The 16,243-nt window shown below is 43.3% G+C and carries 14 protein-coding genes; 2 read left to right on the top strand and 12 right to left on the bottom strand.

Annotated features, from left to right (window positions below; genetic code table 11):
- Both LBYS_RS00135 and coaE read left to right on the top strand, forming a co-directional pair.
- Complete coding sequence (locus LBYS_RS00135; protein WP_013406879.1) at nt 1–1,005, top strand: glycosyltransferase family 2 protein; 1,005 nt, start codon at nt 1–3, stop codon at nt 1,003–1,005.
- Nucleotides 993–1,589, top strand: coding sequence for a dephospho-CoA kinase (gene coaE / locus LBYS_RS00130; RefSeq protein ID WP_013406878.1), 597 nt, complete (start codon nt 993–995; stop codon nt 1,587–1,589). The genes LBYS_RS00135 and coaE overlap by 13 nt, the downstream gene beginning before the upstream one ends.
- On the opposite strand, the gene LBYS_RS00125 is transcribed toward coaE, so the two are convergent.
- The 12 genes from LBYS_RS00125 to LBYS_RS00070 form a co-directional block, all read right to left on the bottom strand.
- Nucleotides 1,564–2,109, bottom strand: a complete 546-nt coding sequence (locus LBYS_RS00125; protein WP_013406877.1) for a DUF1572 family protein — start codon at nt 2,107–2,109, stop codon at nt 1,564–1,566. The genes coaE and LBYS_RS00125 overlap by 26 nt on opposite strands.
- Nucleotides 2,085–2,555 carry a GNAT family N-acetyltransferase gene (locus tag LBYS_RS00120; RefSeq protein WP_013406876.1) on the bottom strand — a complete coding sequence of 157 codons (471 nt, stop codon included), beginning with the start codon at nt 2,553–2,555 and terminating at the stop codon, nt 2,085–2,087. Before LBYS_RS00120 ends, LBYS_RS00125 begins: the two co-directional genes overlap by 25 nt.
- Before the next feature lie 137 nt (nt 2,556–2,692).
- On the bottom strand, nt 2,693–3,967 hold the full coding sequence (ltrA, locus tag LBYS_RS00115; RefSeq protein WP_049781352.1) for a group II intron reverse transcriptase/maturase: 1,275 nt from the start codon (nt 3,965–3,967) through the stop codon (nt 2,693–2,695).
- Between the two features lie 665 nt (nt 3,968–4,632).
- Nucleotides 4,633–6,006: a group II intron reverse transcriptase/maturase gene (gene ltrA / locus LBYS_RS00110; RefSeq protein ID WP_013409501.1), complete on the bottom strand. Its 1,374-nt coding sequence runs from the start codon at nt 6,004–6,006 to the stop codon at nt 4,633–4,635.
- A 521-nt stretch (nt 6,007–6,527) separates the two neighbouring features.
- A complete protein-coding gene (gene iolG, locus LBYS_RS00105) occupies nt 6,528–7,508 on the bottom strand; it encodes an inositol 2-dehydrogenase (RefSeq protein WP_013406873.1) in 981 nt (326 codons plus the stop codon).
- Entirely contained in the window at nt 7,505–8,404 is a 900-nt protein-coding gene (locus LBYS_RS00100; RefSeq protein ID WP_013406872.1) for a TIM barrel protein, read from the bottom strand. Before LBYS_RS00100 ends, iolG begins: the two co-directional genes overlap by 4 nt.
- A 4-nt stretch (nt 8,405–8,408) precedes the next feature.
- On the bottom strand, nt 8,409–9,884 hold the full coding sequence (locus tag LBYS_RS00095; protein ID WP_013406871.1) for a CoA-acylating methylmalonate-semialdehyde dehydrogenase: 1,476 nt from the start codon (nt 9,882–9,884) through the stop codon (nt 8,409–8,411).
- A gap of 10 nt (nt 9,885–9,894) precedes the next feature.
- The gene (locus LBYS_RS00090; protein ID WP_013406870.1) at nt 9,895–11,478 is read right to left on the bottom strand and encodes a solute:sodium symporter family transporter; all 1,584 of its coding nucleotides are present in this window, start codon (nt 11,476–11,478) and stop codon (nt 9,895–9,897) included.
- Between the two features lie 6 nt (nt 11,479–11,484).
- On the bottom strand, nt 11,485–13,335 hold the full coding sequence (iolD, locus tag LBYS_RS00085; protein ID WP_013406869.1) for a 3D-(3,5/4)-trihydroxycyclohexane-1,2-dione acylhydrolase (decyclizing): 1,851 nt from the start codon (nt 13,333–13,335) through the stop codon (nt 11,485–11,487).
- 10 nt (nt 13,336–13,345) lie between these two features.
- Nucleotides 13,346–14,350, bottom strand: a complete 1,005-nt coding sequence (gene iolC / locus LBYS_RS00080) for a 5-dehydro-2-deoxygluconokinase (RefSeq protein ID WP_013406868.1) — start codon at nt 14,348–14,350, stop codon at nt 13,346–13,348.
- Entirely contained in the window at nt 14,347–15,201 is an 855-nt protein-coding gene (gene iolB, locus LBYS_RS00075) for a 5-deoxy-glucuronate isomerase (RefSeq protein ID WP_013406867.1), read from the bottom strand. The genes iolC and iolB overlap by 4 nt, the downstream gene beginning before the upstream one ends.
- An 11-nt stretch (nt 15,202–15,212) precedes the next feature.
- Nucleotides 15,213–16,151, bottom strand: a complete 939-nt coding sequence (locus tag LBYS_RS00070; RefSeq protein WP_013406866.1) for a class II fructose-bisphosphate aldolase — start codon at nt 16,149–16,151, stop codon at nt 15,213–15,215.
- Between the last annotated feature and the right edge of the window lie 92 nt (nt 16,152–16,243).

Here is a 16,243-nt window from a genome sequence, read left to right as displayed (position 1 = left end):
GTGAAAGATATTGCTGTAGTAATCTTGAACTTTAATGGAAAACAATTCCTTGAAAGGTTCTTACAAAAAAACCTGGACTGTAGTGCTGAAGCTGATGTGATTGTGGTAGACAACGCATCTACGGACCATTCTGTCCCTTTTCTGCACGCTTCGTTTCCGGATGTACAAGTGGTTTCATTGAAGCAGAATTATGGCTTTGCAAAGGGTTATAATGAAGGCTTAAAGCATCTCAACTACAAGTACTATATTCTACTAAATTCTGATGTAGAGGTTAGTGAAGGGTGGATTCCTCCATTGATTTCTACATTAGAAAAGCAGGAGAAGGTGGTGGCTGTCCAACCAAAAATCAAATCATTCGCACACCCTGAGGCCTTTGAATACGCAGGTGCAGCAGGCGGACATCTGGACCTTTTCGGTTATGCCTTCTGTAGAGGACGTGTATTTGACACGGTGGAAAAGGATCATGGACAATACGAAGATGCCTCAGAAATCTTCTGGACCAGCGGAGCATGCATGGCCGTCAAAGCTTCTGCATTCAAAGAAGAAAATGGATTTGATGAGAGGTTCTTCGCTCATATGGAGGAGATAGACCTATGTTGGAGATGGTTAAACAAAGGTTACAGTATTCTATATGTTCCTCAATCCCAGGTTTATCATATAGGTGGAGGAACCCTACAAACAGGAAGCTCCTTTAAAACCTATTTGAACTTCAGGAACAACTTAGCCATGATGTTCAAGAATCTTCCAGGCAAATACTTAATCCCTGTCCTTTTTGCTCGTTTAAGCTTGGATGGAATCTCAGGGATAAGATTTCTCTTACAAGGATCTCCTTCTTTGCTTTGGGCCGTATTAAAAAGCCATTTCATGTTTTACTATTGGTTGCCTTATCTTATAAAAAAAAGAAATGGATCTTATTTAGGGTACCAAAGACTATTTAAAGGCAGCATTGTGAAGGCTTATTTTTGGGATGGCAAAAAAACGTATAAAGAAATATGCTCAAAGTAGGAATAACGGGCGGCATTGGTAGTGGAAAAAGCACTGTAGCCAGAATCTTCTCACATCTGGGTATACCCGTTTATGACTCAGACCAAAGGGCAAAAGATCTAGTTAGTTCTGACACCCAATTAATAACTCAGATTAAACAATTAATGGGAGTTGAGGCTTACTTACCGGATGGCACTTACCACCGGAAATACATCAGCGAACAAGTTTTTAAGAATCCCGAAAAGCTAAAGGCCTTAAATCACCTGATTCACCCGGCAGTCAGAAAGGATTTTGAAGCTTGGGTAAACCAGCAGGTGGATGCTCCATATGTTCTTAAGGAAGCCGCCATTATGAATAGAGATTCCGGTCTGGATGCTATAATAGTGGTACATACTCCTGTGAAGGAGAGAATAGAGCGGGTCATCAAAAGAGATGGCAGGACGGAGGATCAGGTCAAAAACATCATGGAAAACCAAAAAACGGAAGAGGAATTCATTTCCGTAGCTGACTACGTAATTAACAACGGAAATGGCCATTCCATCCTTCGTCAGGTCTTAGAGATAGACAAGAAGTTAAGGTCTACACTCGATCAGTATAATGTCTGATCTCCTTAGGAGCGCTAAACTTCTTCTCGTTATATTCCCCGGATTTATTTCTGGCTATGGATAAGGTTTGCCATTCCTCTCTTTTCAGCAACTTGGCTAAAAACACGATCTGGCCAATATGGTATGAATAATGGGCCAATTGCCTGTTAAAAGCCTCTAAAACCGTATGACCTTCATTCCTGATATAAACTATCTGCTGCAAATCTTCCACCTGATCTAAAGCATTAAAGACTTCTTTCCATCCCCTCTCCCACAAATCTAATAATTCAGCCCTCGAACTTAAGCTAGGTTCAAATTCAGCATCTCTGTTTCTCCAGGGTTTTTCACCGTCAGAGGTAAGAAAATCTGTAAAACGAGACAGCATATTACCTCCCACATGCTGTACAATGACAGCAATACTATTGGTCTCCGCATCAGGAGTCCAAACAAGCTGCTCATCACTTACTTGGGACATGGCCTTTTCTGCTAGCCCTTTGTAGTAAAGGAATTGCTTCCTTACGGATTCTTTGTAACCTTCCATATATTTAACTGCATTTTGACATCTGCGCGAGCGTATTTCCCATTTTCCACTTCTACATTTTCAAATCCCAAGCTTTTGTATAAGGCTAGGGCAGGAGTAAGACTGGAATGAGTATATAACACTATAAATTCTTTGCCTTTTTGCTTGGCAAAATCTATGGCATGCATGCATAATTGTCTGGCGTAACCCTTTCCTCTGGCCTTCTCATCTACAGCCATTTTTACCAACTCAAATCCATGCTCTCCATAGGGCTTTACACCGGCAGTTGCTACAGGAGAGCCTTCCTCAAGTATAAAAAAGATCATTCCATCTCCTTGTATCACCTCATTTTCCGGATCATTGAACAATTGGTAATCTTGAGGCTCCATCACAAAGAGCTTTTCTATCCATGCACGATTTAGTCTTTCAAAATCCCCTTTCCACTGCGGCCTATACGTCTGAATCATATTCTATCTTTTCGAAAGCAAATCTATAGCTTTTGCTATCATATTGAACATGTCCTAATCAAGTAGGAAGATAGGGATTATTTCCCTATCTGTCCTCTCACACCACCTGGCATACGGATCCGTACCAAGGCGGTTTGTTAGAATAACGTCGTTTGATGCGTTGTTCTCCAGTAATAGTAGTCTGCAAATCCTTCGTAACCTAATTTAGTAAAGTATGAGTTTGTTAGCGTTGTTTGAACGATAGGGCTTGTCCCTGTCCGAGTATAGGATTTACGGGTGTTCGCATGTTGGTAGGCAAGCCAGCGTTTGGCTCCCAGTTTCATTAAGTTCCGAATTCGATTACCTGCGGTCTTCCATTGCTTCCAAAGCAGAACACGCAGGCGTCTTCGCACTAGTTCATCTAGTGTTACCATCACCTTCTTATTCGTTGCTATACGAAAGTAATCCACCCAGCCGTGAATAATTTGCCGTAGTTTAGTCAGTCGCTCATGCATAGGAGTAGCTGTATTACGTCGAGTATTTTGACGTAACTTCTCTCGGATTCGTTCGATACTCTTTGCAGAGATACGAATCTGCCAATCTCCTTGAGTTTTGAAGAAACTAAAGCCGAGTAAACTACTTTGGGAAGGTTTGCTTACCTTACTCTTTTCACGGTTCACTTTCAGTTTTAGTGTAGATTCGATGTAACTGGTGATGTTGCGCATAATACGAGTGGCGGATTTATTGCTCTTCGCGTAGATACTACAGTCATCCGCATAACGTACAAATCGATGTCCACGGGAGCTGAGTTCCGTATCCAGTTCGTTCAGGATGATGTTTGACAAAAGTGGACTTAAAGGACTGCCCTGTGGTGTGCCCTTGGTTCGCTTTTGTTCAAGACCATGATCCATAATCCCACAACGAAGGTATTTCCCGATCAGCGCTAGGACTCGACGATCCGTAATCTTCTTGCTCAAAAGATGCATCAGTATGTCGTGGTTCACTTGATCGAAGAATTGTTCCAAATCAAGTTCAACGACCCACGTGTAGCCCAAGTTCAGATACTCTTGCGCTTTAATGACGGCCTGATGAGCATTACGATTCGGACGGAAGCCGTAGCTGTTATCGTGAAAATCACCCTCATACTTTAACCCAAGCCATTGGGAAATGCTTTGCTGAATAACACGGTCGATGACCGTTGGGATACCCAGCATACGCTTGCCGCCACTTGCTTTGGGAATCTCTACTTTCCGAACAGCTTGTGGGCGGTAAGTGCCAGAGAGAATATCCGATCGCAGGGATTGCCAGTGCGTGTTAAGGTAGTCACGAAGATTATCGATCTGCATACCATCAACTCCGCTAGCACCTCCATTAGAGATGACACGATCAACTGCGTGTTTGACATTTCGGATGTGTAATATCTCTTCCAACATAGTATTACTAAAAAAAAACCTCAGGCATTGTGTCCACTTCGTTGCACGACTCAGCTAAGCTCCTCTTGCATTTTACTATCAGTTTCCGACCTACCCTCATGCAAGCAGTTCTCTTATGTGGTTCGGCTTTTAACACTTCGTCATAAACTTCATGGTCCTTTGCCATTCTAACATTCAGACCTTCCCCTGTATAAAGTAGAGAAGCAGGGTACTATGTCCTCTGCTGACTTCTGACTAAAGCATACTAGCATTATTATTCTGCTATATGTTTCTTCGCGGGCATTCGCGTATACCTTTGACAGAGTTTAGTCAGATCTCCCCAGGTAAGAACAATAACTTTCACCTCATATATCCGCTACATTTACCATAGTGTTTCCGTACAGTTTAGGGCTTTGGCTTGTTTTGCAGCCTCACCCAACACTTGCGGCCTTGTATGTAGTTTCTGTTCGTCGGATCGAGGTTTTGCCTCAGACTTCCTTCAGATTCCACCTCACGGTGGACACCCTTGTCATAAGCTAACACTTCCCACTGTAAAGGCGTGTTCGGGACTTACACCCTAGAGTTATTGCACATGCTGGGCACACAATCAAGTAGGAAGATAGGGATTATTTCCCTATCTGTCCTCTCACACCACCCGGCATACGGATCCGTACCAAGGCGGTTTGTTAGAATAACGTCGTTTGATGTGTTGTTCTCCAGTAATAGTAGTCTGCAAATCCTTCGTAGCCTAGTTTAGTAAAGTATGAGTTTGTTAGCGTTGTTTGAAGGATAGGACTTGTCCCTGTTCGGGTATAGGATTTACGGGTGTTCGCATGTTGATAGGCAAGCCAGCGTTTGGCTCCCAGTTTCATTAAGTTACGAATTCGATTACCTGCGGTCTTCCATTGTTTCCAAAGAAGAACACGCAAGCGTCTTCGCACTAGTTCATCTAGTGCTACCATCACCTTCTTATTCGTTGCTATACGAAAGTAATCCACCCAGCCGTGAATAATTTGCCGTAGTTTAGTCAGTCGCTCATGCATAGGAGTAACTGTATTACGTCTAGTATTTTGACGTAACTTCTCTCGGACTCGTTCGATACTCTTTGCAGAGATACGAATCTGCCAATCTCCTTGAGTTTTGAAGAAACTAAAGCCGAGTAAGCTACTTTGGGAAGGTCTGCTTACCTTACTCTTTTCACGGTTCACCTTCAGCTTTAGTGTAGATTCGATGTAGCTGGTGATGTTGCCCATAATACGAGTTGCGGATTTATTACTCCTCGTGTAGATACTACAGTCATCCGCATAGCGTACAAATCGATGTCCACGGGAGCTGAGTTCCCTGTCCAGTTCGTTCAGGATGATGTTTGACAAAAGTGGACTTAAAGGACTACCCTGTGGTGTGCCCTTGGTTCGCTTTTGTTCAAGACCATGATCCATAATCCCACAACGAAGGTATTTCCCGATCAGGGCTAGGACTCGATGATCCGTAATCTTCTTGCTCAAAAGATGCATCAGTATGTCGTGGTTCACTTGATCGAAGAATTGTTCCAAATCAAGTTCAACGACCCACGTGTAGCCCAAGTTCAGATACTCTTGCGCTTTACTGACGGCCTGATGAGCATTACGATTCGGACGGAAGCCGTAGCTGTTATCGTGAAAATCACCCTCATACTTTAATCCAAGCCATTGGGAAATGCTTTGCTGAATAACACGGTCGATGACCGTTGGGATACCCAGCATACGCTTGCCCCCACTTGCTTTGGGAATCTCTACTTTCCGAACAGCTTGTGGGCGGTAAGTGCCAGAGAGAATATCCGAGCGCAGGGATTGCCAGTGCGTGTTAAGGTAGTCACGAAGATTATCGATCTGCATACCATCAACTCCGCTAGCACCTCCATTAGAGATGACACGATCAACTGCGTGTTTGACATTTCGGATGTGTAATATCTCTTCCAACATAGTATTACTAAAAAAAACCTCAGGCATTGTGTCCACTTCGTTGCACGACTCAGCTAAGCTCCTCTTGCATTTTACTATCGGTTTCCGACCTACCCTCATGCAAGCAGTTCTCTTATGTGGTTCGGCTTTTAACACTTCGTCATAAACTTCATGGTTCCTTTGCCATTCTAACATTCAGACCTTCCCCTGTATAAAGTAGAGAAACAGGGTACTATGTCCTCTGCTGACTTCTGACTAAAGCATACTAGCATTATTATTCTGCTATATGTTTCTTCGCGGGCATTCGCGTATACCTTTGACAGAGTTTAGTCAGATCTCCCCAGGTAAGAACAATAACTTTCACCTCATGTATCCGCTACATTTACCATAGTGTTTCCGTACAGTTTAGGGCTTCGGCTTGTTTTGCAGCCTCACCCAACACTTGCGGCCTTGTATGTAGTTTCTGTTCGTCGGATCGAGGTTTTGCCTCAGACTTCCTTCAGATTCCACCTCACGGTGGACACCCTTGTCATAAGCTAACACTTCCCACTGTAAAGGCGTGTTCGGGACTTACACCCTAGAGTTATTGCACATGCTGGGCACACAAAAAAATAGCCCGACAACGCAGTCGGGCTATTCCACTAGATTTCTTCTAAGGAAACCCAGCGTTTCTCTTTCACTGACTTTTTAGCGGCTAATGCGATTCTTGTGGCTTGACGGGCATCCTCTCCTCCAACCGGCACTTTACCACCGTTTTTCAATGCATTAATGAATTGTCGCATCTCCAAAAGATAAGATTCCGTATATCTCTCTAGGAAGAAGTGTAGAGGCAATGCGGAATGCACCCCTTGCTCATTATAGAAATGATGCTTATCAGGGGTATTATTATCTACATTAACCATTCCCTTTGATCCAAATACTTCTAGCCTTTGGTCATATCCATACACTGCTTTCCTGCTATTATCAATCACTGCCATAGATTGATCTTCAAAGGTCAAAGTGATGATAGCCGTATCTATATCTCCCGCGGCTTCGATGTCCTCTCCACAGAACACAGCAGCATGTGCAAATACGCCCGTCACTTCTTTGCCCATGATGTATCTTGCCATATCAAAATCATGGATACTCATATCTAGGAACATCCCTCCTGACTCCCTCAAATAGGTCAAAGGTGGGGGACCGGGATCTCTGCTGGTGATCTTCACTATCTGAGGCTCTCCCACGCTTCCGTTTAAGACAAGCTCTCTAATCTTTAAAAAGTTAGCATCAAATCTTCTGTTAAAGCCCATCATCAACTTTACTCCATGCTCCTCTACTAATTTGATGGCTGCACTGATTCTTTCCAGAGAAAGGTCCAAAGGTTTTTCACAGAAGATATGCTTTCCTTTTTTGGCGCAAGCTTCTACCAGATCAGCATGAGTATCAGTTGGAGAGCAGATGATCACCGCTTCAATCTCCTCATGGTTTAATATATCATCAGGAGTACCTATAGCTGTGCCTATCGCACTTAGATCTGCCATGGGATCAGAAACCATCACAATTTCTGCCTCCGGTATTCTTTGCAAAATATTATAGTAGTGTATTTTACCTATTCGGCCGAAGCCTATTAATCCTAATTTCATAGTCCAATAGTTTTCAAAAATTGACGATTATTATCTGCACAGATCTTCGGACTTCCCATACCCGGTAAAACATCTTGCTCTACCACTATCCATCCTTCATACTGCATGTTTTCTAATATCTTTTTGGCACCGGAAAAGTCTACGGAACCTTTGCCTAACTCACAGAAAACTCCATTTTTTACGGCTTCAAAATAGTCCCATTCCTTTTCTCTTCCTTGCGCTCCCACTACCTCGCTATAATCTTTAAAATGCACATGCCAGATTCTGTCCTTCCATTTCTGCAAGCCTTCCAGTGGATCTCCACCTCCAAATGCGTAGTGACCTGTATCAAAGCACAGCCCCAGTAAAGAAGGGTCTGTCCTTTGTAGTAGTTGTTCCAGCTCTTGAGGGGTTTCCACATACCCGGCACAGTGATGATGGAATACACATCTCATGCCATACTTATCTTTAACGGCTTTTGCTACGGCTTCCACTCCTTTAGCAAACGTATCCCACTGCTCCCCACTAAGTCCCATTTCAGCACTTATTCTACCGGCATTCTTAGTGCGTGTGGGCACGGATCCATTTTCATCAGCCAGCACTATAAATGCGTGGGAATATCCAGCATCATGCATCAGTCCGGCTACACGAAGGGCGGAAGCTATTCCTTCTTCATGTGCAGAGGCATCTACAAAATTTACAGGAACAAATGCGCCCAATAGATCTAATTCTCTACCTGCAATTTCCTTCCGGAGTGCGCTAGGCTCTGTAGGCATGAAACCCCAGTCGCCTAGCTCTGTCCCTAAATAACCAGTATCTTTCATTTCGTCTAATACCTGCTCGAAGCCAGGTGCTTCCGCTTCCAGGTCAAATTCTAAAGCACCCCAAGAACATGGGGCATTCGCTATCTTTATCATGCGCTTAAAATTTACGCGACCATTCTTTCGGCCAGCGTTCGATTACTATTTTAGTTTGGGTAAAGAACTCTATCGCATGTCTACCTTGACCATGCAAGTCGCCAAAGAAACTTTCGTTCCAACCACTGAAAGGGAATTGGGCCATAGGGGCAGCTACGCCAATATTGACGCCTATATTTCCAGCATTTGCTTCTGATCTAAACTTTCTTGCTGATGCTCCACTGGTAGTGAAGATACAAGCCATATTACCGTATCTGTTTCCATTGATAAAGGCGAGAGCATCTTCTACTGTCTTCATGGACAATAAAGTCATTACCGGCCCAAAGATTTCTGTTTTGATCAATTCACCGTTTAGAGGAATATTTTCGAGTATGGTAGGGCGAAGAAAATTACCTTTTTCGAATCCAGATATCTGGGTATTTCTACCGTCTAACAATACTTGTCCACCTTCCTGAATACCTTGTTGGATCAAACTTTCTATACGTTTTTTGCTCTCTCTGGAGATAACAGGACCCATCTCTACATCAGGCAATAAGCCAAAGCCCGTAGTTCTTTGTTTTGCGGTTTCATATAAGGCATCTTTGATCTCACCCTTTTCATCACCTACGGAAATGATGGTGGATGCGGCTAGGCATCTTTGCCCGGCACAACCGTACACACTATCTGCAATCACCTTTGAGGTAACTTCTAAGTCGGCATCCGGAAGAATAACTACCGGATTTTTCGCTCCACCTTGAGCCTGAACACGCTTGCCGTTTGCTGCACCACGGGAATACACGTATTTTGCTATAGCGGTTGAGCCCACAAAGCTAATGGCCTTAATATCCGGATGATCAAGTAAGGCATCAACAGTCTCTTTCCCTCCATGCACTAAACTCACTACACCCGCAGGTAAGCCAATCTTTTCGATGAGGCTAAATACCTTCATCATGGTCAAAGGCACTTTTTCAGATGGCTTTAGTACAAAGGTATTACCACATGCTATGGCGTAAGGAAGAAACCAGAACGGGATCATCCCTGGGAAGTTAAATGGTGCGATACATGCGCACACTCCTAGAGGTTGACGAATCATGAACTCATCCACACCTCTTGCTATATTTTCTGAAAATTCACTTTGTATCAAAAGTGGAGTTGCACAGGCAGCTTCAATATTTTCAATGGCCCTTTGTAATTCCCCTAGAGATTCCACCTTCGTCTTACCACATTCTAAGGTGATGGTATTGGCCAGATCATCAAGGTTATCCTCTATTAATTGTTTTAATTTATATAGAGGCTGCACCCTTTGCATAACGGGTATTTGAGACCATTCTTTAAAAGCTACTTGAGCAGCTTTCACCGCCTCATCAACATCTGTAGAAGTGCCAGGTCCCACAGGCACTCTGCCCAATATTTCCTGTGTAGCAGGGTTCACCACGGAAGAGAATGCTGCTTCTCTACTATCTAGCCACTTACCCCCAATATAATTCTTTAATAATTCCATAATATGTTTTTTAAATATTTCCTAAGAAGATGTAGATACCTATAGTAATGATCACCAAAAAGATGGCAAATGGCTTGGTGTATTTCCATGCTTTCAGCTCCACCACTTCTCTGGATGGCTGTAATTCCATCACTGGCTGAGGATAGAACTTTGACACGGCAAACATCACCGCCAGATTCAATAAGAATTCAATACCCCACAGATGTATAAAATGAATATCTACTGGATAGATATAAATGCAGGTTACATAGAACAGGAAGCCGGTCAATAAACTAACTTTTGCTCCCGCTGCTGAAATCTGAGGGAAAAAGAAACCAGCTAAGATGATAGAGGCGATAGGTATAAAGAATATTCCGTTAAGCTGTTGCAATAATTGGAACAAACCTTCCGGTGCATTAGCCACAAAAGGAGCCGCAATAATAGATGTAATGGCCAATATTGCAGCAGTGAGTTTTCCCATCACTACCAGCTTCTTATCGCTGGCATTGACGTCTATCATTCTCTTGTACACATCTATACTAAAAATGGTAGACGCACTGTTTAAAACTGCATTAAAAGTACTCAATACAGCTCCCATAATCACGGCAGCAAAGAAACCTAAGAATGCTACGGGCATTACTTTTTTCACCAAGGCGGGATAGACACTATCTTGCTCCTCGTAATACTGCTCCCCGAAATAATAAAAGGCTATAACTCCCGGCAGCACGATGACAAAAGGAATTAATATTTTCGCCAATCCGGTAAAAAGTAGGCCTTTTTGTGCCTCTTCCAGATTTTTTGCTCCTAATACCCTTTGAACTATGGTTTGATTCATACACCAGAAGTATAGCTGGTTTATGATCAAACCTGTGAATAAGGTACTGAAGGGCATAACTGAATCTTCAGACCCTATGACACTGAACTTCTCAGGACTGTTCTCAAACACCTTTACAAAACCTGTGAGCATATTTCCATCCCCAATATGCCACAAGGCCAAAACCGGAATCATCAAACCTCCCAAAAACAAACCGTAGCCATAAATCACGTCTGAGAATGACACCGCTTTTAATCCTCCGAAGACGGCATATAAAGAGCCGATCACTCCCACAATCACTATGGTCATCCACAAACCTGTCTCTTTGCTGATCTGCAGTACCTCTGAAATATCGAATATGCTTTCAATGTTTATTGCGCCGGTATAAAGAACTATGGGCAAAAGAGTTACCGCGAAGGATACCAATAGGAATAGAGAGATCATGGATCGGGTCACGGTATCAAACCTTTTCTCCAAATATTCGGGGATGGTGGTCAGACCCATTCTTAGGTACCTAGGCACAAAGTAAACTGCCGCCACGATCAATGCCAGTGCTGAGGTTACTTCCCAGGCTACAATGATAAATCCATTCTTATAAGCAGAGCCATTCATTCCTACCAAATGTTCTGTTGAAATATTGGTCATGATCATGGAAGCGGCAATGACTATTCCGGTCAAGCTCCTTCCTCCCAAGAAATACCCTTCCTGCGTTTCCAGGTTTTCCTTTCGGGTTTTAAAGTATGCATATGCACCCGTCAGTAGAGTAAACCCAACAAAGGTGATAATGGTTAGAGTATTCATATTCTTTTACAAATGCCATCTCTGGCGCTTTTTATTTAAGGTTAGTTTTTCGTAGGCCTCCTGAATACTTGCGGTGTTTGATACCTCTGATACGGGTACTTCCCACCAAGCATGACCATATCCGGCCATTTTTCTTTCAGGAGGAGTTTCTATATAGATGACCGTTGTGTTTGCATTCTTTTTGGCTTGTTCAAGCGCTGCTTTAAAACTGGACTCATTACTTGTTCTAAGAACCGTAGCCCCTAAACTCTCTGCATTAGTGGCCAAATCATAAGGTAAAGCGTCTCCGTCAAAATGTTTCTCTCCTCTGTATCTGTATTGAGTACCAAAACCTTCGCTGCCTAAAGACTTTGAAAGTCCACCTATACTTGCGTATCCATGATTATTGATTAAAACGATGGTCAATTTTACACCTTCCTGAACGGCAGTTACTATTTCTGAGGACAGCATTAGATAACTTCCATCACCCACCATCACATACACTTCTCTAGAAGGATCAGCCATTTTTACCCCTAAGCCTCCGGCAATTTCATAGCCCATAGTGGAATAGCCGTATTCCATATGGAAGTTTTTAGGATCTGTGCATCTCCATAACTTGTGCAAGTCGCCCGGCATACTTCCCGCTGCACAGACCATCACATCTTTTGGACCTGCAAATGAATTTACAGCCCCAATCACTTCTGCCTGGGACATAGAATCCTCTGCTACTACGGCATAGGCCTCAGCCACTTTTTGATCCCAACTAACATTATAAGCTGCCGCTTGCTCCTGGTATTCCTTTGAGGTTTTGTAACCGCCTAGAAGGCGTCCCAAAGCCTCTAAGGTAGTCTTCGCATCACCGGTAAGAGGCAACGCACTTTGCTTATAAGCGTCAAACTCAGCGATATTGATATTTATAAACTTGACATCGGGATTTTGAAAGGCCGTGTGGGAAGCCATCGTAAAATCACTGTATCTTGTCCCTACACCGATTACCACATCCGCCTCTGCTGCATAGGCATTTGCTCCTTCCGTGCCGGTAGCACCAGCCGCTCCCAAATTCAAAGGATGATCAAAATTCAAACTCCCTTTTCCGGCAAAGGTTTCAGCCACGGCAATTCCCGTATTCTTACTGAATTCAGCTAGTGTAGAGCAAGCTTCAGAATAAATAACACCACCTCCTGCAATAATCATTGGCTTCTTTGCCTCTTTTATGATCTGGGCAGCTCTCTGTAAAAGTTGAGCATCCGGTAATGGTCTACCCATATACCAAACCCTCTTCTTAAAGAACTCTTCCGGATAATCATAAGCTTCCGCCTGTACATCCTGAGGTAAACAAATGGTTACTGCACCTGTTTCAGCAGGACTGGTCAGGACTCGCATAGCTTGGAGGAGGGAGGAGATCAATTGCTCCGGTCTATTAACTCTATCCCAGAACCTTGAAACCGGCTTAAAGGTATCATTCACGGAAGCATCTGCATTAGAAGGATCTTCCAATTGCTGAAGCACCGGACCTATATGTCTCGTAGCAAAGATATCACCTGGAAGTAGCAAGACCGGTATACGGTTTATGGTAGCTAGAGCTGCACCGGTAACCATATTTGTGGCACCAGGTCCTATAGAGCTGGTACATGCAAAGGTTTCTAATCTATTCTTCATCTTGCTATAGGCCACAGCCGTATGAACCATAGCTTGCTCGTTTCTCGCCTGATAATACCTGAATTCAGGATTTTCAAATAAAGCCTGGCCTATCCCCCCCACGTTTCCGTGGCCAAAAATCCCAAAACAACCGGCAAAGAACTTATGTTCTACTCCATCTCTTTCTACATATTGCTGATCCAAAAAGCGGATCAAAGCTTGAGCTACTGTTAGTTTCATAAGCGAATGATTAAAAACCTCCGTGTTCTTCAATAAATTTCATGGATTCTTCCAGAGTAGGCATGAAATTGGCGCACCCTGGCTGAAGGACTACCTGTGCCCCTGATGCATTCCCCATTCTGCAAGATTTATAGAGATCCCATCCTTGTAGATAACCATAGATGAAACCTGAAGCAAATGCATCACCAGCACCTAGCACATTTAAAGGCTCTACGGGAAATCCCGGCACATTAAAGGTCTCTTGGCCCTTTTGGTATACACTAACCCCTTTAGATCCTCTTTTCACCAATAGAATCTCTACACCTAAGTCCATGAGACCTTGAATGGCTTCTTCTACATCTCCATGAATGGTTGGTGCAGATATTTGTTGGTGGGTGATTTCCACCTGTCGGGAATCCTTAAGCATGGCCGCTAGTATCTCTTCCTCTGTACCTATTGCGATTTTCACTTTAGGAAGTAAAGCTCTAACCATGATACCGAAAGATCTTAAATCACTCCATTGATCCGCTCTGAAGTCGATATCCAGGACCGTTGTCACTCCTGCGGCATTAGCCCTTTCCATGGCGTGGAACACCGCAGATCTGCTAGGCTCCAGACTAAGTGCTGTACCTGACACTTCGAATAATCGAACCTCCTCCATATTCACGGCGTTAACATGATCTATATTTACGTGGGTATCAGCCGCATTATGTCTGTAATAAACCAAAGGGAAGGTGTCAGGAGGCTGAATACCTAGGATGACAGCTGAAGATCTGGCGTGCGGGATGGTAGGAATAAATTTGGTCTCTATTCCCTCATTTTTCAAGAAGTTCAAAATAAAATCTCCTACTTTATCTGCACCTACTCCCGTTAATAAGGCTGTGTTTAAACCTAGCCTTTGACAGCCTGTAACGATATTTAAAGGTGATCCGCCTACAAAAGCATCAAAACCTTTTATATCTACAAAATCCGCGCCTATGTTTTGTGAGTAAAGATCTATGGAAGACCTACCCATTGCTACTATATCGTATTTCATGACTTTACCATTGGGATTCGTTCATCAATGCCTTTCCATGTACCAAAAATCCATGCATGATCAGGGTCAGGCGTATTGGCCAAAGACTGATCTGATCCCGCTAAGAAGTTGAGATAATACACATTATAACCGTGTCCGGCTACTACAGGATGATATCCTTTGGGCACTAAAACCACTTCATTGTGTTTAACTACGTTTACCACATCCAGGCTTCTGTCATCTGTATAGACCTGTTGGATGGCATACCCTTGCGGTTTATCAATCTTATAGAAATAGGTTTCTTCCAAACATGCCTCAAGTAGTACTCCGTTCTCATCTACTTTTCTCTCATCATGTTTATGTGCAGGAAAGCTACTCCAGTTGCCTGAGGGAGTATAAACTTCTACAGCTACTAGTCGGTCGCAAGGAAATCCAGGTTGCACAAGACTATTGATCTGACGTGTAGCATTATCCCCTCCGCGAATCTCAATCTCAGCCTCAGATGGAAGTTTAAATACGGGATCCAACTGCTTATCTGTCCTGCACCAACCGTATGCTATATCCAATATTTCACTTTCAGCCACTAATTCAAAGTCTGTATTGGCAGGTAAATACAAGGTGTGAGCTATTCCGGAGAACACATCTTTCCTACCGTTCTCAGTGACCCATTCTCCCCTATTGGATTTTACGCTAAAATCCCCACCTAGAAGGATAATGGCATATTCATGGTTTCCTGTCTGATGTTTCCAAACCTCCCCTTTCTTCATGTTTCGCGCAGCAAAACTTAAGTGTTCCCATCCAGCCGAACTAGGGGTGATATGGATATATTCCTCCTCTTTATAATTCGGCTTTACTATCAATGTATCTCTCATCTTATCTATGATTATAGGTATTCCTGCGCTCGTCCGGCAGATCCTAGTTTTTCAAATTTTTCTAAACAAAAAGCCTCTAACTCCCTCATGTATATTTGTCCGGGAGGCACGGAATCAAATAATTCCGGTTGGTCTCTAAAATATTCCCTATGCACTCTAGCCCATAAGACCCTTAGGTCTGTGGCTACATTGATCTTGCAAATACCGTACTTTATGGCTTCTGTGATTTCTTCATCTGACACCCCTCTGCTTCCTTCCTTCATCTGTCCTCCGGCAGCATTTACTCGTAGTACTTCTTCCTGGGATACAGAAGATCCCCCATGTAGGACTAGAGGAAATCCCGGCATACGACTTTGTATTTCTTTCAGGATAGGAAATTGAATCCCTTGTTTTCCCGAAAACTTATAAGCCCCATGGCTGGTCCCTACGGCTATGGCTAAACTGTCACAACCTGTAGCTTCCACGAAGGTTACGGCTTCATCCGGTTGAGTAAATCGAGCATGTTCAGCACCCACTTCCATATCATCTTCCACTCCGCTGAGAATGCCTAATTCAGCTTCCACCACTACACCTTTAGCGTGAGCTTTGGATACAATGGCACGAGTTCGTTCAATATTTATCTGAAAGTCATCATGAGATGCATCAATCATGACTGAAGTATATCCCCCACGACTTAAAGCATCGTCAATATGCTCTTCGAATCCATGATCTAGGTGGATGGCATACACCACTTCCGGATACTTCTCTGAAGCTGCAGTAATCATGGCCAATAGCATTCCATGACCTGCATAGTTTCTGGCTACAGGTGTGGTTTGTATAATAACTGGGGATTTTGCTTTAGATGCAGCACTGAATACAGCCAAAACCTGTTCCATATGGAACACATTAATGGCCGCTATAGCATATTGGCCATAGCATTTCCCAAACATCTCTTTAGGACTAATCAGCATTTTTATCTAAGGTTGAATTACAATGCAATACACGTCATTTTAGACCTGTCCTGCAATGGTTCTGAAACAAAATCTTACGCAAAGGTTTGCAT

Source organism: Leadbetterella byssophila DSM 17132 (assembly GCF_000166395.1).
GTDB lineage: Bacteria > Bacteroidota > Bacteroidia > Cytophagales > Spirosomataceae > Leadbetterella > Leadbetterella byssophila.
This window is presented reverse-complemented; position numbering and strand designations above follow the sequence as displayed.

What these genes read in the sequence shown, in the direction of transcription:
- coaE (WP_013406878.1), top strand. Translation starts at nt 993, where the DNA reads ATGCTCAAAGTAGGAATAACGGGCGGCATTGGTAGTGGAAAAAGCACT.
- LBYS_RS00125 (WP_013406877.1), bottom strand. Translation starts at nt 2,109, where the DNA reads ATGGAAGGTTACAAAGAATCCGTAAGGAAGCAATTCCTTTACTACAAA.
- LBYS_RS00120 (WP_013406876.1), bottom strand. Translation starts at nt 2,555, where the DNA reads ATGATTCAGACGTATAGGCCGCAGTGGAAAGGGGATTTTGAAAGACTA.
- ltrA (WP_049781352.1), bottom strand. Translation starts at nt 3,967, where the DNA reads ATGTTGGAAGAGATATTACACATCCGAAATGTCAAACACGCAGTTGAT.
- ltrA (WP_013409501.1), bottom strand. Translation starts at nt 6,006, where the DNA reads ATGAGGGTAGGTCGGAAACCGATAGTAAAATGCAAGAGGAGCTTAGCT.
- iolG (WP_013406873.1), bottom strand. Translation starts at nt 7,508, where the DNA reads ATGAAATTAGGATTAATAGGCTTCGGCCGAATAGGTAAAATACACTAC.
- LBYS_RS00100 (WP_013406872.1), bottom strand. Translation starts at nt 8,404, where the DNA reads ATGATAAAGATAGCGAATGCCCCATGTTCTTGGGGTGCTTTAGAATTT.
- LBYS_RS00095 (WP_013406871.1), bottom strand. Translation starts at nt 9,884, where the DNA reads ATGGAATTATTAAAGAATTATATTGGGGGTAAGTGGCTAGATAGTAGA.
- LBYS_RS00090 (WP_013406870.1), bottom strand. Translation starts at nt 11,478, where the DNA reads ATGAATACTCTAACCATTATCACCTTTGTTGGGTTTACTCTACTGACG.
- iolD (WP_013406869.1), bottom strand. Translation starts at nt 13,335, where the DNA reads ATGAAACTAACAGTAGCTCAAGCTTTGATCCGCTTTTTGGATCAGCAA.
- iolC (WP_013406868.1), bottom strand. Translation starts at nt 14,350, where the DNA reads ATGAAATACGATATAGTAGCAATGGGTAGGTCTTCCATAGATCTTTAC.
- iolB (WP_013406867.1), bottom strand. Translation starts at nt 15,201, where the DNA reads ATGAGAGATACATTGATAGTAAAGCCGAATTATAAAGAGGAGGAATAT.
- LBYS_RS00070 (WP_013406866.1), bottom strand. Translation starts at nt 16,151, where the DNA reads ATGCTGATTAGTCCTAAAGAGATGTTTGGGAAATGCTATGGCCAATAT.